Genomic DNA, 25284 nt, shown 5'->3' with positions numbered 1-25284 from the left:
CAAATGTAGCCCTAGGACCAAAATAGAATGAAGCCAATTTTTGGTAGAGGTCCCTCTCTACAATTGCGCCTATTTTTTGCTGTAATTATATCAGCCAGCCTTATGCTGGCTGATAGTCGTTTAGATGCTTTCTCAAATGTTCGCTATCTATTGAACAGCATGGTAGCGCCAATCCAGTACGCTGCTAACTTACCTCGAACCATGTTTGATGGTGTTTATGATCGTTTTAACACCCGTAAGGGCTTGATCGAATCGAGTCACGGTTTGAAGCGTGAAGTACTTCGTCTTAAAAGCGAGCTTATTCTGCTCGAGCAGTATCAAGAAGAGAACAAACGCCTACGTAAGCTTTTAGGTTCGCCTTTTATTCGTGACGAGAAGAAGGTGGTGACTGAAGTGATGGCGGTTGATACCTCTCCATACCGACATCAAGTGGTGATTGATAAAGGCCAGATCGATGGTGTTTATGAAGGCCAACCAGTGATTAATGAAAAAGGTATTGTGGGTCAGGTGACCTTTGTTGCTGCGCACAATAGCCGTGTTTTGCTTCTTACTGATGCGAATAACGCGATTCCGGTTCAGGTGATTCGAAATGACATTCGAGTGATTGCGTCGGGTAACGGAAAAATTGATGAGATTGAACTGCAGCACATTCCAACCAGTACCGATATCCAGCAAGAAGACATGCTAGTGACATCTGGCTTGGGTGGTGTGTACCCAGAAGGTTACCCAGTGGCTTATGTATCATCGGTCGACTACGACCCGAAACGTGAGTTTGCAGTAATCAAAGCTGAGCCTGTGGTTGAGTTTGATAAACTGCGCTACCTACTGCTGATTTGGCCTGATGAAAACAAGCGTATGCAAGCAGATCAGACTAATATAGAACAAACCATGTTAGAGGGTGACAATGGCCAATAGCGTATTAAAAAGTAAGTTAGTGATCGCTTGCTCGCTTCTGATTGCCCTGATACTTCAAACCATTCCGTGGCCGGGCAGCCTAGATCTGTTTCGTCCATCTTGGTTACTGTTGGTGACTTGTTATTGGGTATTGGCGTTGCCACACCGCGTCAACGTGGGCAGTGCTCTGATTCTTGGTCTTCTATGGGACTTGTTGATCGGCTCAACGCTAGGCATTCGCGGCATGATGCTGTCGATAGTGATGTACATTATTGCGATGAACTTCCTTGTTATTCGCAACATGGCACTTTGGCAACAGGCGATGATCATGGCGGCATTAACCGTTTTGTTTGAAGTATTGATCTTCTTTGGTGAATATTTGATTCAAGACGTTGTTTTTAATCCATTATCGCTATGGAGTGCATTGATTAACTGTATACTTTGGCCTTGGATGTTCTTGTTGATGCGCCGAGTGCGTCGCCATTGGCATGTGAGGTAAGGGATATGGATACCCCATCATTAGTTTTGGCTTCGGGCTCACCGAGACGTAAGGAACTACTCACGCAGTTAGGTTACGAGTTTTCTGTTCTCGTTTCCGATATTGAAGAGCGTCAGCAGCCGGATGAAGATGCCAAAGCGTATGTTCAACGGCTGTCGCTTGATAAAGCTCAAGCGGCATTGAACTTGATAGTAAAGCGAGAGCCTAATTCAGACGACACTGCTTCTTTTGGTTCAGATACTACTGTTGTTTTAGGTTCAGATAATATAGTGGTTTTAGGCTCAGATACTGTAGTCGTAAGCCAAGGGCAGGTGCTAGAAAAGCCGAGTGATTTGGCCGATTGTAAGCGAATGCTCACCCAGCTGTCTGATAAGCGCCATCAAGTGATGACAGCCGTGTCTGTAGTTTCTGCGGACAAACAAAAAACAGAAATCGTGATTACCGACGTATGGTTCAAACCCCTCAGTGAACAAGAAATAGAACAATACTGGCAAACAGGGGAGCCATGCGATAAAGCCGGTAGCTATGGGATCCAAGGTTTGGGTGGACGCTTTGTTACTCGAATCGAAGGTAGTTATTACGCCGTTGTCGGCTTACCTTTATTTGAAACGGACCAGCTACTGCAAGAATTCTTATAATTTACTAATCTGAGGTGCACCATGAGTGCTGAATTGTTGCTGAACGTGACCCCGAGTGAAACTCGCGTGGCCATGATTGAGGGGGGAGCTCTTCAAGAGATCCATATTGAAAGAGATGCTCGTCGAGGCATTGTAGGCAATATCTACAAAGGACGTGTCAGCCGCGTTCTACCAGGTATGCAGGCAGCATTTGTCGATATCGGTCTAGAAAAAGCAGCGTTTTTGCACGCTTCAGACATCGTTCCCCATACTGAGTGTGTGGCAGAGAATGAGAAAAAGCAGTTTCAAGTGCGTGATATTTCAGAGCTTGTTCGTCAGGGACAAGACATTGTCGTGCAAGTGGTTAAAGATCCACTCGGCACAAAAGGCGCCCGCCTAACCACGGATATCACGCTGCCTTCTCGTTACCTTGTGTTTATGCCAGGTGCTAGCCACGTCGGCGTTTCTCAACGTATCGATAGCGAGTCAGAACGTAATCGTCTTAAAAAGGTGGTTTCTCGCTACTGCGATGAGCATGGCGGTTTTATTATTCGTACAGCCGCTGAAGGTGCCGATGCCCATGAACTTGAGCAAGATGCGGCGTTCCTAAAGCGTCTCTGGCTCAAAGTACTTGAGCGCCGTGGTAAACACAAAGCGCGCACACGTCTGTACGGTGAGTTGTGCCTTAGCCAGCGTATCCTGCGTGACTTTGTTGGAACAGAGTTGAGCAAGATTCAGGTCGATTCACGCCAAGAGTTTGAAAACCTTAAAGAGTTCACGTCCGAATATGTGCCAGAGCTGACCAACAAGCTTGAGCTGTACGAAGGCGATAAGCCTATCTTCGATATGTATGACACCGAAAACGAGATTCAGCGTTCGCTTGATCGTAAGGTTGAACTTAAATCTGGTGGCTACCTGATTATCGATCAGACCGAAGCAATGACCACGGTGGATATCAACACAGGTGCGTTTGTTGGGCGTCGCAACCTTGAAGAGACCATCTTTAACACCAACGTTGAAGCGACACAGGCAATTGCTCGTCAGCTGCGTCTGCGTAACTTGGGCGGTATCATCATTATCGACTTCATCGATATGTTGTCAGAAGAGCACCGTAAGCGTGTACTTACTTCATTAGAAGCAGCACTCGATAAAGACCGCGTTAAAACCAATATCAATGGCTTTACGCAACTAGGTCTGGTTGAAATGACCCGTAAGCGTACTCGCGAAAGCATTGAGCATATCTTGTGTTCAAGCTGTCCTGCTTGTGAAGGCCGCGGCAGTGTCAAAACGGTTGAGACGGTGTGCTACGAGATCTTGCGTGAGATTACGCGCGTTAATCGTGCCTACGACGCCGATAAATTTGTGGTTTACGCAGCGCCTGCGGTTGCCGAAGCCCTTGAAGGTGAAGAGTCTCATGCGCTGGCTGAGCTTGAGGTCTTTATTGGTAAACAAGTTAAAATTCAAGCTGAGCCTTTGTATATTCAAGAGCAGTTTGACGTTGTTATGATGTAATGGATATTTTGTGAGCTCTAGTGTTACTCAGCTACTGCGTGCATGTTTATGGTTAGTGGTTACTTTACTTGTGGCGCTTGCCATAGCGGTAACCACTTTACGTGTTGCGCTTCCTAACCTGAATAAATACCAAACTGAAATTGAACAGTGGGTTGATCAGCATTCAGGTTTTGATTTTTCTATTCAAGATGTGAGTGGCTTTTGGCGAAACACACACCCTTCTATTGCCCTGAAGGGGGTGAAAGCCAATCTTGTTCAAGCTGAAGATGTGACGTTTTCCGTTGAAACAGTCGAAGTTGAATTCGATCTGATTCAATCGGCGATTCAAATGCGTCCGGTTGTTGCCGACTTGGTGATGAACGGGATGTATCTCGATATCCGATCCATTGATCTGTTTGCTGCTCGCGATAGCAGTGGGACAGAGACTTCGGACTCGTCGGGTCGGGTCATCAAAGAGCTCGATAACCTTCTACTTAAAACCTTGGTCGATGTTACGGCTAAGGATTCCTCGTTACTTTATCGAACGGTTTCTGATGAAGAACGTCAACTCGATATTGAAACCCTCAAGTGGCAGAACTCTGGTAAGCATCATCTTGCTGAGGGTGTTGTCAGCATTAAAGACGCTAACCTCAACTCTTTGTCAGTAAGTGCTAACTTTGTTGATGGTGGCTCATTAACAGACGTTACTGGGCAGTTCTATGTCAGTGCTGAAAATATTTCAGTGAAGCCTTGGCTCACTCGCTACATGCAAGCAGAATCGGGCATTAAAACCGGTAATGTCAGCCTTAATAGCTGGCTTACGCTCAAGAACAGCAAACCGGTCGATGCGTATGTAGAAGTCTTGCCTTCAGAACTCACTTGGGATGAAGATGGCTATCATGAGCTAATGATTGAGTCGGGCACCTTCAAGTTAACTCCAACTCAACTTGGCTGGCAAGTGAATGGTCACTCACTTAACCTGCGCACCGATGATCATGCTTGGCCAGAGTTGGATGTGGCTTTCAATTGGCAGAAAGGCCCGTGGCAACTCAATGTTTCTGAGCTCGATATTGCTGCGTTGACCCCACTTATCAAGTTGCTGCCAGAATCAGAAAAATCCAATGAACTGCTCGATCAATTGTCGCCGGGTGGCTTGGTTGACGATATTCGTGTCTCAATGGATTCTGGTATTGAGAGCCTTCGTTATTCAGCGAGTTTCTCTGATTTAGCTATGGAGCAGTGGGAGTTGCTACCGGGTTTTAGCCAAGTTTCTGGCTCGGTGTTTGGTTCTACAACTGAGGCAAAGGCCAGTATCAATGTGATTGACGACGTCTTCCCATATGGCGAGGTGTTCCAAGCTCCACTAAATATCAAGCAAGGCCAAGTGGATATTGTTTGGCAGCAAGATGAGAATGGTTGGCGCCTATGGTCTGACAAAGTGACGGCGGCGACGCCTGATCTGCAAGTGCTGGGTGCTTTTCGTCTCGACTTCCCTAACAACGCCAGTCCTTATCTCTCTTTCTATGGCGAAGCGGATGCTTACAACGTCGGAGAAACATGGCGTTACCTGCCAACACTGGCATTAGGACAAGAGCTTACCGATTATCTTTCGACTGCGATTCAAGCAGGCCGTTCAAGCTCGGTGAAACTGTTATGGCACGGCGAGCTAGCTCAATTTCCTTATTCAAACCATGATGGAATTTTCCAGATCTGGGTAGGGCTTGAGGATGTGAAATTCAGTTTCGATACGGCATGGCCATTGATCACCGATCTTCAACTCGACCTGTTGTTTGAGAATGATGCAATGCACCTTGATTCTCGTTCTGCTCAGTTGATGGATGTCACTGCTGATCGAATCACAGGGCGAATTCCTTACCTAGGAGAAGGCGGCCACATTGAAATTGAGGCCAAAGCAACCGCAACGGGTAACGCGGTTCGTGATTACATGACGTCATCTCCGTTGGTGGACTCAGTCGGTGCTGCATTGACCGCACTTCAAGTTAACGGTGATGTTTATTCTGAGTTCCAGCTTGATATTCCGTTTGATAACAGCCGAGAACCAAGAGCTTGGGGTTATGCTGACCTAAAAGGGAATCATGTACAGATAGAAGCGCCGCCTATGGTGCTGGAAAATACTACCGGTCGTATCGAATTTGATAACGATGTAGTGACGGCGACAGGCTTATCTGCAGAACTCTTAACTCAAGGCATTTCAGTTGATTTTACGGGTCAGAATGATGGCCCGGGTTATGCGGTTGGGATTGATGTTCTCGGTGATTGGGATGTTAAGCCACTTGAGCCATACATTGGTGAGCAATGGTTGAGCCGCTTGTCAGGTCACGCACCGTGGCAATCAAATATCGATATACAACTCAACGACATAGGTTTCACTTATCAGCTAGACTTACAGTCAGACCTAACCTATTTGGCGAGTGATTATCCATACCCATTGGCCAAGAGCACCTTTGAGAAAGGCACTGCAAGGCTTCAGGCGTCAGGGAATCAGGAGTCAATCACAGCGCGTCTGCAGTTGCCGAATACCAAGTATCAAACAGAGATCGACATTACTGGCGACGTACCAGTGCTCAAGGCGACCAACCTGGTGTTAGGGCGTGGCGGCTTTAAGATAAGTCCTGTGGTTGGGCATCATGCGCTGATCCGTACCGATGAGTTTAACCTTGATGATTGGCTAGCGGTGGTTATGGAACCCGTAAAGCCGTCGACGGCCGTATTAAGCCAGATGAACACGCCAACCATACCGGCACCGACGCGTCTTACGCTAGAGAGTAAAGAGCTCACGCTTGGTGGTATCGCTTGGAATGATGTGGAATTTAGTGCGCGTAAGAATAAATCAGCGTGGCAAATGCAGCTTGCAAGCCAAGAGGTTGAGGGCGATATCAACTACTTAGCGCCGTATGATCTCACGGTTTCTTTGGATCGCCTGCACCTATTTGTGCCTGAGTGGAGCGAGAAGAAGAGCGAAGACCAACTGCTACAGCGTAAAGATGAAGATTCACCATTGATCTCTGAGTTGGACCGAAAGATCCATGATGCGATGCCAAACCTAACCCTTGTGATTAAAGATTTTTGGTTGCAGGGTTACAAGGTTGGCAAGGTTGATGTTGAGCTACAACGTAAGAATGATCGTATTGAGTGGAACAAGATCCAAGTTCGAAGCGGCAGCAACAAAGCTGATCTGAGCGGTTGGTGGGCACTGAGCGATACCGAAAGCCATTCAGCATTGAATGTTGATGTTGAGGGTGAAAACAACAGTGAATTGATGGAGCGTTTTGGTATTACCTCGGGTATTCAGAAAGCGCCGTTCTCGATGAAAGCACAGCTTGAGTGGGATGGTTCACCGTGGGGGATCAAGATCGACACTCTTGGTGGCGATGTTGAGACAGAGCTTGGCAAGGGGATCATCTCTGATGTGAGCGGGGCAGCTCGACTGCTTGGCCTATTTAGTCTTGATTCTATCTTGCGCAAAATGCAGCTCGATTTTTCGGATGTGTTCGATAAAGGCATGGCATTCAACAGTATTACGGGAACCGGTGAATTCCAAAACGGGATTTTCTTAACCAACGATCTGAGAATGGATGCCGTCGCGGGTGAGATGAAGATTAAAGGCATCGCGAACCTTAATAGTCGCTTAGTTGATGCTGAGGTGAACTTCACCCCAGACATTACTTCGGGTATTCCGGTATTGACTGCGTTTGCTGTAACACCACAAACGGCACTCTACGTGTTGGCCATTACCACCGTGATCTCGCCAGTTGTTGAGGTATTTACTCAAGTGAATTACTCGGTAAAAGGCCCACTGGACTCTCCGACTGTAAGTGAGCTATCGCGAAGTAAAGGCGAGTTCAAATTGCCAGAAAAGCTTAGAGATATGGCCCAGTAAACCGGGTCGCTTTTAGCACTCATATGACTGGATGAAGAATGATAAAGGAGTAAAACACATGGATTGTGTTGGCTTGATTCAGATGACCTCAGGGCCCAGCCCGAGCGAGAATCTGCACTTTCTGTCGAAAGAGATAGCTAAGTGTAAAGAGCACGGAGCTAACTGGGTCGTCTGCCCAGAAAATGCCTTGGTGTTCGGCAGCAAAAAGGATTACCACCAACATGCAGAGCCGTTGGGAGACGGGCCACTTCAAAAGCAAATCGGTGAATTAGCCAAGCAGCATCGTGTTTGGATTGTTGTCGGCAGTATGCCCATCAAGACGGTGACTGGGGTGACGACAACCTCATTGGTCATCGATGATTTCGGTACGGTTGTCGCCCATTACGACAAACTGCATATGTTTGACGTAGATGTGGCTGACGCACACAAGTGTTATCGCGAATCGGATATTTTTACGCCCGGTGATCGCGTCGTCACTGCTGAGACACCTTTTGGTCGCTTAGGTTTGAGTATTTGCTATGATGTGCGCTTTCCGCACCTCTACTCTGAATTAAGAAAGCAGGGCGCACAGATTATTGTCGTACCGGCGGCATTTACTGCTGTGACGGGCGAGGCGCATTGGGAAGCGTTATTACGCTGCCGAGCCATTGAAACACAATCTTGGGTCGTTGCGGTTGGACAGGGCGGGAAGCACCCTTGTCAGCGAGAGACCTGGGGACACTCCATGGTGATTGACCCATGGGGGAGAGTGGTGGCACAACTAGGCCAAGAGCCGAAGAGCATGGTTGTCGAACTCGATACCAAAAGTTGTGAGCCTATTAGACAGAATATGCCAATCGTTCAACACTCTCGATTTTCGAATCAATTTTAATTAAAAATAAGAGCCATTTATGAGCATCAATCAAATTGAAGAAGCGCTACTTAACCCGACAGGGCTTACGGAGCAAAATATCGCAGATACATTGGCGAGCATTGCTACCCGCCAAATTGATTATGCTGATATCTACTTTCAGTCCAGCTGGCATGAGTCTCTCGTTTTAGAAGACAGCATCATTAAAGACGGCTCATTTAACATCGACTGTGGTGTGGGTGTTCGTGCTGTTGCTGGTGAGAAAACCGGTTTTGCCTACTCTGACCAAATCCAATTGGAAGGTCTAAAACAGAGCGCGATTGCTGCGCGTGGTATTGCTAAGCAGGGCCAAAACACTCAGGTTCATGCGTTTAAGCGCAATACCAATCAGATTTACTATGATGCAGTAAACCCGCTAGCGAGCTGGGAAAAACAGCAAAAAACCGAACTCCTGAAGGCGCTGGATGCTTACATTCGTACTAAAGAGCCGATGGTGACAGAAGTGTCGATCAGCCTGAGTGGTGTGCATGAGCAAATGCTAGTAGCAGCAACCGATGGTACGTATGCGGGTGATATTCGTCCTCTTGTTCGTCTGTCTATCAGTGTATTAGCGCAAAAAGGCGATCGTCGTGAGCGTGGTAGTGCTGGTGGCGGTGGTCGCTTTGGTTACGATTTCTTCCTAAGTGACGACAACGGTTCTCAAGTGGCTTATCAGTTTGCTGACGAAGCAATTCGCCAAGCTCTGGTTAACCTCGAAGCTGTAGCTGCGCCTGCCGGTGCAATGCCTGTGGTATTAGGCTCTGGTTGGCCGGGTGTGCTACTGCACGAAGCGGTAGGTCATGGTTTAGAAGGTGATTTTAACCGAAAAGAGTCTTCCGTTTTCTCTGGCAAAATTGGTGAGCAAGTTACATCGAGCCTATGTACGATCGTTGATGATGGTACGTTGACTGATTTACGTGGCTCACTGAACGTAGATGACGAAGGTGTTAACGGCCAATACAATACGCTGATTGAAAATGGTGTGTTGAAGGGCTACATGCAAGACAAACTCAATGCGCGCTTGATGGGTGTTGCACCAACGGGTAATGGCCGTCGCGAGTCTTACGCTCATCTTCCAATGCCTCGTATGACCAACACTTACATGCTACCGGGTGAGCATACGCCAGAAGAGATCATCGCAACCGTTGATAAGGGCATCTATGCACCAAACTTTGGTGGTGGTCAGGTGGATATTACATCCGGTAAGTTCGTGTTCTCGGCTTCTGAAGCCTACATGATTGAAAACGGCAAGATCACTCACCCTGTGAAAGGCGCAACGCTGATTGGTTCGGGTATCGAAGCTATGCAGCAGGTGTCTATGGTTGGTAATGACCTTAGCATTGACCGTGGTGTCGGTGTATGTGGTAAAGCGGGTCAAAGCGTACCAGTAGGTGTTGGTCAGCCAACGCTGAAGCTTGACTCACTGACTGTCGGTGGTACGGAGTAATCAATACTCTTCCCAGAATGAATCAAGCGCCTCCTAGTGAGGCGCTTTTTCGTATTTGTTAGTGAGGTTTAGGACTACATATTCTCTTCAGCAAACTCGGCTAGGCGGCTTCGCACCACACCATTGAGGTGGATATTGGCACTGCCTTCAAAGTCTTTGAAGCGCTCAACCATATAAGTTAAACCAGAAGTGACTGGTGTTAGGTAGGAAGAATCTATCTGCGCTAGGTTACCTGAGCAGACAATCTTGGTGCCTTCACCACAACGAGTGATGATGGTCTTGATTTGTGAAGCGGTGAGGTTTTGGCACTCATCAAGCAGTACAAAGGCGTTCTGAATTGAACGGCCGCGCATAAAGTTGATCGACTTAAACTGAATGTTCGCCTTGTCACAGATATACTTCATCGAGCCTTCTGTGCAGTGGTCATTTTTGTGTAGCGCTTCGAGCGTATCGGTCACCGCAGCCAGCCAAGGCAGCATCTTCTCTTCTTCGGTACCGGGTAGGAAGCCAATCGACTCACCGATATCCGGTGTGTTTCGGGTCACGATGATCTTATCGAATTGCTTACGCTCAATGGTTTGCTCAAGGGCTGCCGCCATGGCGAGTAGTGTTTTACCACTACCAGCGGCGCCAGTGAGGATTACCAAGTCGATATCTGGATCGAGCAGTGCATCTATTGCCATCCCTTGATAGATATTCTTCGGCGTGATGTCCCAGGTGCGACGGCTCATTAGGCGCTCGCGGCTCATGTCTTGCAGAGTAATGGTTTCCGCTTCTATCTCTGCAACACGAGCAGCGAAATCACTCTCTTCATCAATCACATATTGGTTAATAAAAGTGGGTTCGAAAGGACTGCGCGCTAAGGTGTGGAAAGTCTTGCCTCCGAGAGTTCGGCTATCAACGTTATCAATGCCATCCCAAAATGCGCCCTCTATCGTTTGGAAGCCTTTGGTTAGATATTGGATATCATCAATCAGTTGGTCGGTTTGGTAATCTTCAACAAAACGCACGCCTGCACCTTTAGCACGTAGACGCATGTTGATGTCTTTAGTGATTAACACCACCTCACGTGGTGCGCGTTTGTTTTGTAGATAGAGCACAGCATTAAGAATTCGGTTGTCGCCGGCTTTATCGTCGGCAAATGCTTTGATGCTCTCTTGCAGCTCATAGTCTGCGAGAATGGAAATACTGCCTGTAGCGCTGTTTAGGTCTTTAGAAAATGGAATGCCTTCTGAGATTTGATCTGGGGTCGCATCTCTGAATAGGTCCTCTAACGCGCGAATTGCGATTCTTGCGTCGCGTGCGACATCTCTTTTGCTGTCTTTGATTCGGTCGAGTTCTTCAAGCACAGTCATGGGGATAACCACGTCATGCTCCTGAAAAGAAAAAATAGCGAAGGGTTCGTGAAGTAGAATGTTGGTGTCTAGAACAAATAGTTTCCGATTGGTCTCGCCCATAGCATCTCCTTGCCAGATACGGCTTCTTGTATCACAGATAAACGTGGATAAAGCCAGCTAGGATCAAAGCCTAATGAGCATGTTAGTTAACAACCTAGCTCAACTTTAGCCAGAGGAATGTCACCATATTGCCGATACTGTAAATATGGTTCATTCATGTAAAAACAGCAATCTTTGCGTTCTAGAATAGCCATGCTTTTTTGACAGTTTGATTGCACAGACGAAATCAGAAAAAAAGCATGAAATCATCACCTTTTGGCGTGACCTAAATCACAGCATCAAGTAAGATGAGCGACCTTTTTCTGCACCATATTCTCAACCAATAGAATCTGATTGGCTTGAGAAAAATGTGGCTGCAAATGAAGCATTTTTAGCTATATTTTTATTCTGGGAATTGCAAAGTTCCGATAAGAAATTGATAGCTTAAATGACCAAATTCCATAGATAAGATTGAGGTAGTCGATTCATGACATTTGCTTTGGGGCAGCGCTGGATAAGCGATACGGAGAGCGATTTAGGTTTAGGTACCGTTGTAGCAATGGATGCTCGCACAGTGACACTAATGTTTGCCGCATCAGAAGAGAATCGTGTTTACGCACGTACTGATGCTCCCGTAACCCGAGTAACGTTTAATGTTGGCGATGTTATTGAATGTCAAGAAGGCTGGTCACTGTCGGTTGAGGAAGTGATTGAAGAGAAAGGTCTATTTACCTACCGAGGTACTCGTCAAGATACGGAAGAGGGTGATATCACGCTTCGTGAGATCTTCCTGAGCAACCAGATCCGCTTTAACAAACCTCAAGACAAGTTGTACGCTGGTCAGATCGATCGCATGGACAACTTTGTGCTTCGCTACCGTGCGCTGAGCAACCAATACCAACAACACAAAAGCCCTATGCGTGGCCTATGCGGCATGCGTGCAGGTCTTATCCCTCACCAGTTGTACATCGCTCATGAAGTGGGTCGTCGTCATGCACCGCGCGTTTTACTCGCAGATGAAGTTGGTCTGGGTAAAACCATCGAAGCGGGCATGATCATCCATCAACAAGTATTGTCTGGCCGTGCTGAGCGTATCTTGATTGTGGTACCAGAAACACTGCAACACCAATGGCTTGTTGAGATGATGCGTCGTTTCAACCTGCATTTCTCAATCTTTGATGAAGAGCGTTGTATTGAAGCATTCGCGGAATCAGATAATCCGTTTGATACCCAGCAATATGTACTGTGTTCACTCGACTTCCTGCGTAAGAGCCGCAAGCGCTATGAGCAGGCGCTAGAGGGCGAGTGGGATCTGTTGGTTGTCGATGAAGCGCACCACCTAGAGTGGAGCCAAGACAAGCCGAGCCGTCAATACCAAGTGGTTGAAGGCTTAGCTGAAAATACACCGGGTGTGTTGCTGCTAACGGCAACGCCAGAACAGTTAGGCCGCGAGAGCCACTTCGCTCGCCTGCGCCTGCTGGATCCTGATCGCTTCTATGACTACGACGCATTTGTTGAAGAAGAAGAGCAATATGCTCCAGTAGCTGATGCGGTTACTGCACTCTTCTCTGGTGTGAAGCTAGAAGACAGCCAGAAAAATCAGATCACAGAGCTTCTTTCTGAGCAAGATGTGGAGCCGCTGTTCCGCGTTATCGAAGGCGATAGCCCTGAAGAAGAGCAAGCTATCGCGCGTCAAGAATTGATCGATAACCTCATGGATCGTCACGGTACAGGTCGTGTTCTATTTAGAAACACGCGTGCTGCGATTAAAGGTTTCCCTAAGCGTAACGTTCACCTGTTGCCAATGGAGATCCCAAGTCAGTACACCACGTCGATGCGCGTATCGGGCATGATTGGCGGTAAGATGACGCCAGAAGCTCGTGCGATGAAGATGCTATACCCAGAAGAGATCTTCCAAGAGTTTGAAGGTGAAGAGTCAAGCTGGTGGCAGTTCGATTCTCGCGTAAACTGGCTTCTGGACAAGATCCAAGATAAGCGTAGCGAGAAGATCCTAGTGATCGCTTCGCGTGCGAGCACAGCATTGCAACTTGAGCAGGCACTGCGTGAGCGTGAAGGCATTCGTGCAACGGTATTCCACGAAGGCATGTCGATCCTAGAGCGCGATAAAGCTGCGGCTTATTTCGCACAGGAAGAGGGTGGCGCACAGGTTCTGATCTGTAGTGAAATCGGCTCAGAAGGTCGTAACTTCCAGTTTGCGAACCAACTGGTGATGTTCGATCTACCGTTTAACCCCGATCTGCTAGAGCAGCGTATTGGTCGTCTTGATCGTATCGGTCAGCAGCGTGATATCGATATCCACGTTCCATACCTGAAAGGTACCTCGCAAGCGATTCTTGCACGTTGGTTTGATGAAGGATTGAATGCGTTTGGTGAGACGTGTCCAACCGGTCGCACCGTTTACGACAAATACGCAGAAAACCTGATTGAGATGCTAGCATCGGGTAACACTGAACAGTTAGATGAAGTGATTGAAGAGTCGGCGAAACTCAACCAGAGCCTTAAAGCAGATCTTGAGAAAGGTCGTGATCGACTGCTTGAGATGCACTCGAACGGTGGTGAGAAAGCGACTGAAATCGCTGAGAAAATTGCTTCTACTGATGGCGACACCAACTTGGTGACATTTGCACTTAGCCTATTCGACACTATCGGTCTTAACCAAGATGACAAGGGTGAAAACGCACTGGTAGTAACACCATCTGAGCACATGATGGTTCCAAGCTACCCAGGTTTGCCATACGAAGGTGCAACGATCACCTTCGACCGTGTTACGGCGCTGTCTCGTGAAGATATGAACTTCATCAGCTGGGAGCACCCGATGATTCAAGGCGGTATTGATCTGCTATTGAGTGAAGGTGTGGGTACGTCAGCGGTATCGTTGTTGAAGAACAAAGCACTACCTGTAGGCACAATTCTTTTGGAGTTGGTTTACCTTGTTGATGCACAAGCACCGAAGCGCAGCGGTATCAGTCAATTCCTGCCGAAAACACCGATTCGTCTGATGATGGATGGTCGTGGTAACGATCTCTCTTCTCAGGTGGAGTTTGAAGGCTTTAACCGCCAACTGAGCCCTGTAAACCGTCACTTGGCGAGCAAGCTGGTAACGTCAGTACAATCAGATATCCATAAGCTGATTGAAGCGGGTGAAGCGCAAGTGCTACCGAAAGTTGAAGAGGTTCGAGAGCAAGCTCAAAAAGAGATGCAGGCGAATCTGAACGGTGAACTAGAGCGTCTCCAAGCATTGAAAGCAGTGAACCCGAACATTCGTGATGAAGAGCTAGAAGTGATTGAAACACAAATCGCTCAGCTAACGGGCTACATTGCTAAAGCTCAGGTACAGCTTGATTCTCTGCGTTTGATTGTCGTTTCGCATAACTAATTCGTTGACCTGAAAAGTATCGATTGGGGCCTTCTTTATGAAGGCCCTACTTTTATCCTGTCGCCTATAGCTACGCTTTTAAATCAGTAGATTAAATGATGGCGGCACAACAGAAGGCACACTATGGCTTTAATTGAGTACCAGCCACCGACCGCTCCTTGGATTGAGGTTGTGTTTGAAGACGCAGATATCTTAGTCGTTAACAAGCCGTCAGGGTTGCTGTCGGTTCCCGGCCGAGAGCCAAAGCACTACGACAGTATGTGGAGCAGAGTCGTAGAGGCTTACCCACAGGCGCAAGCCGTGCATCGCTTGGACATGTCGACCTCAGGGCTGATGCTATTTGCTAAGCATAAAGAGGCTGAGCGTCATTTAAAGAAGCAGTTTCAGTATCGACTGACTCATAAGCTTTACTATGCGCGTGTTTGGGGAGCCGTAGATACAGCAGAGGGTGAGGTAGACCTACCCTTGATCTGTGATTGGCCGAATCGGCCACGACAAAAGGTCTGTTTTGAGCATGGAAAGCCTTCGCAAACGCGCTATCAAGTAGAAAAAATGGAAGAGCATACGACTGTGTTAAGGCTGCTGCCGATCACCGGTCGCTCTCATCAACTGCGTGTTCATACTATGGCGCTAGGTCATCCTATTGTGGGCGATGAGTTTTATTCGAGTGAACCGGCTCTAAGTTACTCGGATCGATTAGAACTTCATGCCTGTGAATTGAGTTTTTACCATCCGGTTAATGACCAACTGTTTACCGCCTTTGTTGGGTGTGATTTTTATCCCGAGGCAAGACCACAGATAACGCAACACTTCGATATTGAGCCAACGCTACCAGATTACAAAAAGCTAAAAGGGTAGAATGGAGTGATAGTTATATCTTGATGCAAGGAAGGACAATGACCAAACCAAGGGTAGTGTTTCTCGATAGAGCAACCATACCGTCTCAGATTTCACTCAAGCCGCTCAGTTTCGAACATGATTGGGTTGAGTACGATTTTACTCAACCGAATCAAGTTGCACAGCGGGTTAAAGAGGCAGATATTGTTATCACCAATAAAGTGGTACTGAATGCTGCTAATTTATCGCAGGCAACGCAGTTGCGCTTTATTGCGGTCTCAGCAACGGGTGTCAACAATATCGATTTGGAGTACTGCCAAAGTAACGCCATTTCAGTCAGCAATATTCAGGGCTATGCGACACAGTCTGTACCTGAGCATGTCATCGCTATGCTGTTTGCTCTAAAGCGGAATCTTAAAGGGTATCATCAAGATATTGAAGACGATGTGTGGCAGCGAGATAAGCAGTTCTGCTTTTTCACTCACCCAATTCAAGATATTGCGGGTAGCACATTAGGCGTGATTGGTAGCGGCAGTTTAGGTCAAGCTACCGCGGCGTTAGCCAAAGCAATTGGTATGAATGTGATATTTGCAGAGCGTAAGGGGAAGAGTCAGTGTCGAGAGGGCTATATGACCTTCGAAGAGGTGCTCAAGGCTGCTGATGCGATTAGCTTGCATTGCCCGTTAACGACTCAAACAGAGAACATGCTTTCGAGCGCTGAGTTTCAGATGATGAAGTCTAACTGTGTGGTGATCAATGCTGGTCGTGGTGGGCTCGTCGATGAAGAAGCCTTAGTTGATGCACTTCGCAGTGGAGAGATTGCTGGAGCGGGTGTTGATGTATTCACTGAAGAGCCCGCAGACAGATCGAATCCTCTACTTGCTAACAGCGAACTGCCAAATCTACTGCTGACTCCTCATGTGGCGTGGGGCAGTGATACTGCGATTCAAAAACTTGCGGATATTCTCATGTATAACATCGAAGCTTTCGTGGCTGGAGATAGGCAAAATAGCGTAGTTTAGGCGTAGGTCTACTTGTACTGGGTATAAAAAAGGTTGGCACGTAGGCCAACCTTTTGTGTTTTATGTGGTAGAGATTTAGCCTTGAGGCTTCACAACCAAAACATTGATTGGTGAGTTCTGTACTACTTTGCTCGCAACAGAGCCTAGAACTACTTTATCAATCTTAGAGCGCTTATGGCTTGGCATAACGATAAGGTCTGCGCCTAGCTTTTCAGCGTGGTCTAGGATCGTCGTGTAAGTCTTGCCTTCTGCCACATGCACTTTATAGATCACTTCGTCATCGATGTACTTGTCTGCAAACTCTTTCAGCTGACGTTTTACGTCTTGCTTCATTTGGTTCGCTGCATCTTTCGGGAAGTAAGACGCGACCATAGACATGTGAATACCTGGCAGAACGTTCAAAAGGTGAATCTCTGCGTTGCTGTTTTTAGCGTGCCATACTGCAAGTTCAACGGCTTTGTCTGAAAAGCCTTTGTCGTTGAGATCAACTGGAACAAGGATTTGTCTGTACATGTATTTGTCTCTTTCGTTTAGCAGCGCCGATAAAATCAAACGCCGTCACTATCCTTTCCGTGTAATACAGAAGTGAAAGCGCCATCCGCTCTCACTTCCCATCGTTACGCGCTAATCTCGTCCTTACGAGCACGTCTTCTTTGATTCATTGCTAAACCAATAAGAATAAGTAGACATGGTAAGAATACCCACTCCTTCATTGGTCGCTCCGCATCTTGAATAACGGATTTAATTTCCCAATCGAAATCAATACCGGCAGCTTCTGCTGGGCTACCAAACTCAACCATATCAACAATCATCTTGCCGTCGGCTTCGGTTAGCATTAAGCCCATTGAAGAGATACGTTCTTCACTGGTTGTCGCAGAGTCTTCAAATGGTAGGCGTACTGTTTTCTCAGAATAGTCACCTTCTAAGTTTTCGCCACCGACTCTTAACTCAAGTGATTGTCCCACAGAAAGATTTTCTGTGATTTGAGCAATCTCAACTCCAGGTGAAAGAACCTTCTCTGGGTAGATCATGTCCCACCAGAAACCTGGACGGAAGAATGAGAACGTCAGAGCAATCAACAGAACGGTTTCCCACCATTTGTTCTTCGTGAACCACCAACCTTGCGTCGCAGCTGCGAAGATCAGTACAGCGGTTACAGAAGAGAAGATCGTCAGTGCTAAATGCCACCAAGAATCAATGCCCATTAATAGTAGTTGGGTGTTGAAGATGAACATGAACGGCAAGATTGCGGTACGGATATCGTAGGTAAAACCTTGAATACCGGTACGAATTGGATCTGATTTCGCAATTGCAGCCGCTGCAAACGCAGCCAGACCTACAGGAGGTGTATCGTCCGCAAGAATACCGAAGTAGAACACGAATAGGTGTACGGCAATCAGTGGGATGATAAGGCCGTGTGCTGCACCTAGAGTTACAATAACCGGTGCCATCAGTGTTGATACAACGATGTAGTTTGCTGTGGTTGGCAGACCCATACCTAAGATCAAGCTGATAACCGCCGTGAACAGAAGCATAAGGATGATGCTACCGCCAGAGATGAACTCAACGAAGTCGGTCATCACTAGGCCGATACCCGTTAGCGTTACCACACCAACGACGGTACCTGCTGCTGCTGTCGCCACACCGATACCAATCATGTTACGCGCGCCTGAAACCAAGCTCTCTGCTAGATCAACGAAACCGGCTTTAGTTTGCTCAGCAAGGTCGCTTGATTGGTTCATCAGAGCCATCAGCGGACGCTGCGTGATCAAAATGAAGATCATAAACACGGTCGCCCAGAATGCAGACAAGCCTGGAGAGAAACGTTCAACCGTTAGACACCAAACCAGCACCACGATAGGCAGTAAGAAGTGCAAACCTGATTTAATTGTTGGGCCTGGATCTGGAACCTCTTTAAGGTCGGCATCGATCTCCATTCCGCCTTCAGCAGCATATTTCGCAGAAACACGGACCAGCGCAACGTAAGAGATCAGTAGAGCGACCGTCACGATAGGAGTTGCAGCATCACCAAATACATCTTTAGTCCAACCTACACCGTAGTAAACCGCAGCACTGATAACACACAGACCTAAAATGGTACCCGTGAAAGACAGTAAGCTTTGTACGATAGTTGGCGTGTGACGACGAGGTAGGCCTGTCATACCCGCCTTACATGCTTCTAGGTGAACAATGTAAATTAGAGCCACATAAGAAATCAGTGCAGGTAACAGTGCAGCCTTGATCACCTCAACGTACGAGATACCGACATATTCAACCATCAAGAATGCAGCAGCACCCATGATAGGTGGAGTCAATTGACCATTGGTTGACGCCGCAACTTCTACCGCGCCCGCTTTGGTGCCCGGGAAGCCAACACGCTTCATCAGTGGAATTGTGAAGGTACCTGTGGTTACTACGTTAGCAATCGAAGAGCCAGAAACAAGGCCAGATAAGCCCGAAGCCACAACCGCTGCTTTCGCTGGGCCGCCTTTCATGTGACCAAGCAGTGAGAATGCAACCTTGATGAAGTAAGCACCTGCGCCCGCACGCTCAAGCATTGCGCCGAACAATACAAACAAGAATACGAACGACGTTGATACACCCAGAGCAACACCAAATACACCTTCTGTGGTTAACCAAAGGTGAGACATGGCTTTGTTAAGACTCGCACCTTTGTGAGCGATAACGTCGGGCATATGAGGGCCACCAAAGGTATACAGCAGGAATACCGCTGCAACCACCATTAACGGTGGACCTAATGCACGTCGTGTTGCCTCAAGTAACAACACCATACCCGTAACCGCAGCCACAATATCTAAAGTGGTTGGAGCGCCAGAACGGCCGGCAAGCTCTGTATAGAAAATGTAAATGTAGGCGGCTGAGAAACTACCCGCGAGCGCCAGTATCCAATCGAGTGCTGGAATATGATCGCGTGGGGAGTTCTTTAGAGCTGGGTAGGCAGTGAATGCAAGAAAGATCGCAAACGTGAGGTGAATAGCTCGCGCTTGGGTGTCGTTCAATACAGCAAAATCGAAAATAAATGGCAGCGGAGATGCATACCAAAGTTGGAACAATGACCAACATAATGGCACAAACCACAGAATACGGCCCTGCATGCCGCTTGGGCTACGTGCTCCAGTGTCTGATTGTGCCACCATTTCTTGCACATCAGAAGACGGTGATGTTGTCTGCGTCATGTACTTTATCCTTATTATTGATGGTCTAGCCTTTTCGCTTGTCACAGCGACAGTCATTTTTATTCCCTATCTAGTGTAGTGAACTGACAGGAAAATGCGTTTTTGATCGTCTGTGTCTTAGGCTTGATACGAAGGTAAGTTCTCCAATTTGGAGAGACTTAAAGGTTTGTCTCTTTTCACTTAGGTTCTTTTTATAAAGCGTGAAAAGCCAATAAGGAGGACTCGCCTCCTTATTGGATAGAGTAGGTTTGAAGATGGATTACTTCAGAAGACCCACTTCTTTGTAGTATTTCTCAGCACCTGGGTGAAGAGGGATAGAAAGACCTGCTTGTACCATGTCCTCTTTCTTCAGGTTTGCAAATGCAGGGTGAAGACGTTTGAACGTGTCAAAGTTTTCAAATACTGCTTTTGCAACGTTGTAAGCAACATCGTCTGAAACGTCAGTCGTTGTTACCATAGTTGCTGCTACACCGAAGCTGTTTACGTCAGCGTCTGTACCGCGGTACATGCCTGCTGGTACTGTGCTGTATGCGTAGTATGGGTTTTCAGCAACGATCTTGTCGATTTGAGGACCAGTTGCAGATACTAGCTTAGCGTCACAAGATGTTGTCGCTTCTTTGATTGAACCGTTCGGGTGACCAACCATGTAGATGAATGCATCAATCTTGTTGTCACATAGTGCTTGAGAACGCTCAGAACCTTTTAGCTCAGATGCTAGTTTGAAGCTGTCGTTAGTCCAGCCCATTGCGTCCATTACAACACCCATAGTTGCACGGTCACCAGAACCCGGGTTACCAATGTTTACGCGCTTACCAGCTAGGTCAGCAACGCCATTGATGCCTGAGTCTGTACGAGCAATGATGTTGAACGGTTCTGTGTGTAGAGAGAACATAGCGCGTAGTTTTTTGTACTCGCCTTGATCTTTAAACTTACTGGTACCGTTGTAGCCGTGGTATTGCCAGTCCGATTGAACAACACCGAAATCCAGTTCACCAGCACGGATAGTGTTAACGTTGTAGATTGAACCACCAGTCGATTCTACTGAACAACGAATGTTGTGGTCTTTGCGGCCTTTGTTCACTAGCTTACAAATCGCACCACCTGTTGGGTAGTAAACACCCGTTACAGAACCAGTACCGATTGTGATGAACTCTTGAGCGTTAGCTGCGCCAGCGCCCATTACAGCAGCTGCAATCGCACCAACTTTAAGAAGTTTGGTAAATGCCATGAATTTCCCTTCCTTTATTCATTATTAACCCTGGAACAAGTGTAGTTGCTCCTGGAGTTTCCTCTTTGGAAACGGCACCTTTTTCAATCCATGTGATGAAAAAGTGGCTGAATAATATCAAAAAATTGGCAGTAAATTACTCGAATGTTAAAACTTATAGCGAAAAAATCTAAATATTGATGCACTGATATAACGTTTTATTTGCAACTAGATTTTTTAAAATCAAATAGTTATGAGATTTTGAACAGTTGAGGATGGATATTCTAGGATGTGAGTTGGATCACGAACTTGATAACTGTTCGCGATCCATTCGGCTAGCTAATGTTTATGAAACTTAAGACATTATCCAGCGTATTCAAACAGCTCGCAGACGGAATCAAATAGCTGCTTTGTGCTTACGGCTAGCGTTGGAGTAATAAAGATAGTGTCGTCACCTGCAACCACGCCAAGAATGCCCTCAGACTTGCCTAGAGAGTCTAAAAGGCGAGCAATTAGCTGCGCTGCACCTGGGCCGGTGTGGATAACAACCAACGCATTGTTGTGGTCAATATCTAGAACTAACTCTCTGAGAGAACTAGAAACTGTCGGTACGCCTAATTCAGCAGGAAGACAGTAAACCATCTCCATTTTTGCATTGCGAGTTCGAACCGCACCGAACTTTGTCAACATACGCGAGACTTTTGATTGGTTGATGCTCTCAAAGCCTTCGTGCTTGAGTGCGTCAACAATCTCACCTTGAGAGCCAAAACGCTCTTCTTTCAATAGAGCTTTAAAAGCGCGAACTAAGTTGTCTTGTTTTTCTGTATTGCGCATATGTCTTCTTACTTATTAACAAATCTATTTGCATATTCTCGCATACATATTCATTTTTAGCCAAAGTATCCAGACAATTTGTTAGTCACATCACTGTAAATATTTAATGGAATAATATGCTATTTGTGACGATTTGCTTTGTTATTTCAGGTAATTATTCCCATAATGCAAACTCGCTGTGTAGCACGGTTTTATTGACTTGCGCGAGGTCGCAAAGCTGGCGTTAATTGATTGTAATCACTTTGTGATTATTATAGTTTTTGAACTTAAATTCGCTCACAAATTACCCTACTAAGAACTTATAAGAGAAAATCTCTCAAGGAGAATAACAATGAAAGTAGCTGTTATTGGTGCCGCTGGTGGCATCGGTCAAGCCCTAGCCCTATTACTTAAGAACCGCCTACCTGCTGGTTCTGATCTTGCTTTATACGATATCGCTCCAGTAACACCAGGTGTTGCTGCGGATCTTAGTCATATCCCAACACCTGTTTCGATCAAAGGTTACGCAGGTGAAGATCCAACACCAGCGCTAGAAGGTGCAGATGTGGTTCTTATCTCTGCGGGTGTTGCTCGTAAACCGGGTATGGATCGTGCGGATCTTTTCAACGTAAACGCGGGTATTGTTAAGTCTCTAGCTGAAAAAATTGCAGTGGTATGTCCAACAGCTTGTGTTGGTATCATCACTAACCCTGTAAATACAACAGTGCCAATTGCTGCTGAAGTTCTAAAGAAAGCGGGCGTATACGACAAGCGTCGTCTATTCGGTGTAACTACGCTAGATGTTATTCGTTCTGAAACGTTTGTTGCTGAGCTAAAAGACAAAGATCCAGGCGACATCCGTGTTCCTGTTATCGGCGGCCACTCTGGTGTAACGATTCTTCCTCTTCTTTCTCAAGTAGAAGGCGTTGAGTTCACAGACGAAGAAGTTGCAGCGTTAACAACACGTATCCAAAACGCGGGTACGGAAGTAGTAGAAGCTAAAGCGGGTGGCGGTAGTGCAACACTATCTATGGGCCAAGCAGCTTGTCGCTTCGGCCTAGCTCTAGTGAAAGCACTTCAAGGTGAAGAGAACGTTATTGAATGTGCATACGTTGAAGGTGAAGGCGAGCACGCACCATTCTTCGCTCAACCAGTGAAGCTTGGTAAAGAGGGCGCAGAAGCGATCCTAAGCTACGGTGAGCTAAGTGACTTTGAGCGCAATGCACTAGACAGCATGCTAGAAACTCTAAATGGCGACATCGAAATCGGTGTTGAATTCGCTAAATAGGCGCATTTAGATTGTTTAGATTCGAAAGCCGCTCTGATGAGCGGCTTTTTTGATCTCGGCTTTGATCTTTGTTTGCTAAAGGCTCGTATTCCTCGTTGAAATATAAAACCGAGGGTAGGGTATGAGTAGAGTACAAAAAGGGATGCATGTTGAATATCTGGGAAACCTAGGAAAGGTGTTGGTGATCGATGAACAGGAGCAGACTGCACTGGTCGAGTCGTATCATACCCATGAACAATATGCAGTGCCTCTAGAAGAGTTAGAAGCAATAGACGCTCAGCTTCCTTTGTCGCTAGAGTCCAGTCGCTACTAAGCGTCCACAAACTAAAAAAGAGCCTCAATGGCTCTTTTTCGTGTATCTGACGAATCGCCAGTTGCGCTTAATGGCTATTTGCTGCGTTTTACCGCTAGGTGAGCCAGTGTTGTGAGCGCTTGCTTGTATTCTGAGTCTGGGAGTATAGACAACTCTGCAATCGCTTTGTCAGCCTCTTCGTAAGCCTTCTGCGTGGTGTACTCCAGAGAGCCTGTTGCTTTCATTGCAGCGAGGATCTCATCAAGCTTCTCCATACCGTTAGAGTGCTCAATGGCATCACGAATCATACTCGCTTGCTCAGGTGTACCATTACGCATAGCGTAAAGAAGCGGTAGAGTCGGTTTACCTTCTGCAAGGTCATCGCCCACGTTCTTACCCATCTCTTTACCATCGGCGGTGTAGTCCATGACATCGTCAATCAATTGGAACGCGGTACCAAGGTATTTGCCGTAGTTCTGCATTGCCGTTTCGACTTCAGGGGAAGACTCAGTCAAAATCGCGCCAATCTGTGTTGCTGCTTCAAACAGACGTGCCGTTTTCGAGTAGATCACCTGCATATAGCTTTCTTCGGTCGTATTAGGATCATTACAGTTCATCAATTGTTGAACTTCACCTTCTGCGATCACGTTAACGGCTTCACTCATTAGCTCAAGGATCCTTAATGATCCTAGCTTGGTCATCATCTGGAATGAGCGAGTGTAGATAAAGTCACCCACTAATACGCTAGCTGCGTTTCCAAAGGCTGCATTGGCCGTTGCTTTACCGCGACGCATGTCTGACTCATCGACCACATCATCATGCAACAAGGTCGCTGTATGGATGAACTCGATAAAGGCTGCAGAGGTGATGTGAGCTTCACCTTGATAGCCAAGAGCACGAGCTGATAAAAGAGCAAGCAAAGGGCGAAGGCGCTTGCCGCCACCGCTCACGATATAAAAACCAAGTTGGTTGATTAAACTTACGTCAGAATTAAGTTGGGCTTGAATTGTTTCATTCACTTTTGCCATATCATTGGCAGTAAGCGCTTGGATAGCTTTAAAATCCATTGTTCATCCGGCTAAAGTTAGACCCTGTAAGGCTTATACGTTGTATTAATTGTTGAATAATACACTAAAAAACGTTGATTAATACATCGCTTAAGGGCATGATTGCCGCACTTTTCTTTGGCGAACAGGTTTTCGCCAATTTTTTAAAAATATGGCTTGTCAAAGGCGTATCTTCTCTGTAGAATCTGCGCCCTATTGATGATTAGTTTAGCGCACACCCAAATGAGGCTGTGCGGAAAAAGCGGAGTAAAATATGTACGCTGTTTTCCAATCTGGTGGTAAACAACACCGTGTAAGCGAAGGTCAAACTCTTCGTTTAGAGAAATTAGACGTTGAAACTGGTGCAACTGTTGAATTTGATAAAGTTCTTCTTGTTGCTAACGGTGAAGAAATCACTGTTGGTGCACCTCTTGTTGAAGGTGGTAAGGTTACTGCGGAAGTAGTACAACACGGTCGTGGCGATAAAGTTAAAATCGTTAAGTTCCGTCGTCGTAAGCACTCTCGTAAGCAAGCTGGCCACCGTCAGTGGTTCACTGAAGTGAAAATCACTGGCATTAACGCTTAAGTTATAGGAGAGTTTAACAATGGCACACAAAAAAGCTGGCGGTTCTACTCGTAACGGCCGCGATTCAGAAAGCAAACGTCTTGGTGTAAAGCGTTTCGGTGGTGAATCTGTTCTTGCAGGTAACATCATCGTTCGTCAACGTGGTACTAAGTTCCACGCTGGTACTAACGTAGGTATCGGTAAAGACCACACTCTTTTCGCTCTTACTGAAGGTAAAGTGAAATTTGAAGTGAAAGGTCCTAAAAACCGTAAATTCGTTAGCATCGATTCTGAGTAATTTCTCAGTCTCAAGATGAATTTAAAAGCCCTGCCGTTAGGCGGGGTTTTTTATTTATAGTGAGATTAAAAATTAAAGCGAGAATAAAAAAGCAGGTGCTCTTGTTACGTGTACAGCAAAGAACCCCTCCTTATTTGTTCCTTAGTTG

Annotated in this window: 20 protein-coding genes; 14 read left to right on the top strand and 6 right to left on the bottom strand. The window is 46.6% G+C overall.

Annotation, left to right across the window (positions count from 1 at the left end):
- The first annotated feature begins 27 nt into the window (after positions 1–27).
- Genes mreC through tldD form a run of 7 tightly spaced genes read left to right on the top strand, consistent with a single transcriptional unit; the run spans position 28 to position 9738 of the window.
- Entirely contained in the window at positions 28–915 is an 888-nt protein-coding gene (gene mreC / locus KI655_RS10090) for a rod shape-determining protein MreC (RefSeq protein ID WP_285404318.1), read from the top strand.
- A complete protein-coding gene (gene mreD / locus KI655_RS10085; RefSeq protein ID WP_285404315.1) occupies positions 905–1393 on the top strand; it encodes a rod shape-determining protein MreD in 489 nt (162 codons plus the stop codon). The genes mreC and mreD overlap by 11 nt, the downstream gene beginning before the upstream one ends.
- A 5-nt stretch (positions 1394–1398) precedes the next feature.
- Entirely contained in the window at positions 1399–2031 is a 633-nt protein-coding gene (locus tag KI655_RS10080; protein WP_285404313.1) for a nucleoside triphosphate pyrophosphatase, read from the top strand.
- A gap of 21 nt (positions 2032–2052) precedes the next feature.
- The gene (gene rng, locus KI655_RS10075; RefSeq protein ID WP_285404311.1) at positions 2053–3522 is read left to right on the top strand and encodes a ribonuclease G; all 1470 of its coding nucleotides are present in this window, start codon (positions 2053–2055) and stop codon (positions 3520–3522) included.
- Positions 3523–3532: 10 nt separating this feature from the next.
- Positions 3533–7402 (top strand): YhdP family protein, encoded by a 3870-nt coding sequence (locus tag KI655_RS10070; RefSeq protein WP_285404309.1) that lies wholly within the window; start codon positions 3533–3535, stop codon positions 7400–7402.
- A 58-nt stretch (positions 7403–7460) separates the two neighbouring features.
- Complete coding sequence (locus KI655_RS10065) at positions 7461–8273, top strand: carbon-nitrogen hydrolase family protein (protein WP_285404308.1); 813 nt, start codon at positions 7461–7463, stop codon at positions 8271–8273.
- A 19-nt stretch (positions 8274–8292) separates the two neighbouring features.
- A complete protein-coding gene (gene tldD / locus KI655_RS10060; protein WP_285404306.1) occupies positions 8293–9738 on the top strand; it encodes a metalloprotease TldD in 1446 nt (481 codons plus the stop codon).
- Between the two features lie 74 nt (positions 9739–9812).
- Here tldD and KI655_RS10055 read toward each other — a convergent pair whose 3' ends face one another.
- Positions 9813–11195, bottom strand: a complete 1383-nt coding sequence (locus KI655_RS10055; RefSeq protein WP_285404304.1) for a PhoH family protein — start codon at positions 11193–11195, stop codon at positions 9813–9815.
- Between the two features lie 466 nt (positions 11196–11661).
- On the opposite strand from KI655_RS10055, the gene rapA reads away from it, so the two are divergent.
- From rapA to KI655_RS10040, 3 genes are all read left to right on the top strand, one after another.
- On the top strand, positions 11662–14571 hold the full coding sequence (gene rapA, locus KI655_RS10050; protein ID WP_285404302.1) for an RNA polymerase-associated protein RapA: 2910 nt from the start codon (positions 11662–11664) through the stop codon (positions 14569–14571).
- A 123-nt stretch (positions 14572–14694) separates the two neighbouring features.
- Positions 14695–15429 carry a pseudouridine synthase gene (locus tag KI655_RS10045; RefSeq protein ID WP_285404299.1) on the top strand — a complete coding sequence of 245 codons (735 nt, stop codon included), beginning with the start codon at positions 14695–14697 and terminating at the stop codon, positions 15427–15429.
- Positions 15430–15467: 38 nt separating this feature from the next.
- Entirely contained in the window at positions 15468–16430 is a 963-nt protein-coding gene (locus KI655_RS10040) for a D-2-hydroxyacid dehydrogenase (RefSeq protein WP_285404297.1), read from the top strand.
- A gap of 75 nt (positions 16431–16505) precedes the next feature.
- Here the strand turns inward: KI655_RS10040 and KI655_RS10035 are convergent, their stop codons facing one another.
- The 4 genes from KI655_RS10035 to argR all read right to left on the bottom strand — a co-directional run bounded on the left by KI655_RS10035 (position 16506) and on the right by argR (position 21668).
- Complete coding sequence (locus KI655_RS10035; RefSeq protein ID WP_285404295.1) at positions 16506–16943, bottom strand: universal stress protein; 438 nt, start codon at positions 16941–16943, stop codon at positions 16506–16508.
- A 104-nt stretch (positions 16944–17047) separates the two neighbouring features.
- Positions 17048–19627: a TRAP transporter permease gene (locus KI655_RS10030; protein WP_285404293.1), complete on the bottom strand. Its 2580-nt coding sequence runs from the start codon at positions 19625–19627 to the stop codon at positions 17048–17050.
- 259 nt (positions 19628–19886) lie between these two features.
- Positions 19887–20855 carry a TAXI family TRAP transporter solute-binding subunit gene (locus KI655_RS10025; RefSeq protein ID WP_032553022.1) on the bottom strand — a complete coding sequence of 323 codons (969 nt, stop codon included), beginning with the start codon at positions 20853–20855 and terminating at the stop codon, positions 19887–19889.
- Between the two features lie 342 nt (positions 20856–21197).
- Complete coding sequence (gene argR, locus KI655_RS10020) at positions 21198–21668, bottom strand: transcriptional regulator ArgR (RefSeq protein WP_285404291.1); 471 nt, start codon at positions 21666–21668, stop codon at positions 21198–21200.
- A 331-nt stretch (positions 21669–21999) separates the two neighbouring features.
- Here argR and mdh point away from each other — a divergent pair, with 331 nt between their 5' ends.
- Positions 22000–22935, top strand: a complete 936-nt coding sequence (gene mdh / locus KI655_RS10015; RefSeq protein ID WP_285404289.1) for a malate dehydrogenase — start codon at positions 22000–22002, stop codon at positions 22933–22935.
- Between the two features lie 121 nt (positions 22936–23056).
- Entirely contained in the window at positions 23057–23248 is a 192-nt protein-coding gene (locus KI655_RS10010) for a hypothetical protein (protein ID WP_285404287.1), read from the top strand.
- A 74-nt stretch (positions 23249–23322) separates the two neighbouring features.
- Here the strand turns inward: KI655_RS10010 and ispB are convergent, their stop codons facing one another.
- The gene (ispB, locus tag KI655_RS10005) at positions 23323–24294 is read right to left on the bottom strand and encodes an octaprenyl diphosphate synthase (RefSeq protein ID WP_285404285.1); all 972 of its coding nucleotides are present in this window, start codon (positions 24292–24294) and stop codon (positions 23323–23325) included.
- A 253-nt stretch (positions 24295–24547) separates the two neighbouring features.
- On the opposite strand from ispB, the gene rplU reads away from it, so the two are divergent.
- A complete protein-coding gene (gene rplU, locus KI655_RS10000; protein WP_032553027.1) occupies positions 24548–24859 on the top strand; it encodes a 50S ribosomal protein L21 in 312 nt (103 codons plus the stop codon).
- Positions 24860–24878: 19 nt separating this feature from the next.
- Positions 24879–25136, top strand: a complete 258-nt coding sequence (gene rpmA / locus KI655_RS09995) for a 50S ribosomal protein L27 (protein ID WP_032553028.1) — start codon at positions 24879–24881, stop codon at positions 25134–25136.
- The last annotated feature ends 148 nt before the right edge of the window (positions 25137–25284 follow it).

The organism is Vibrio sp. D404a (assembly GCF_030248535.1).
In the GTDB taxonomy this organism is placed as follows: Bacteria; Pseudomonadota; Gammaproteobacteria; order Enterobacterales; family Vibrionaceae; genus Vibrio.
The sequence above is the reverse complement of the archived record's forward strand: the minus strand, read 5'-3'. Positions and strand labels throughout refer to the sequence as shown.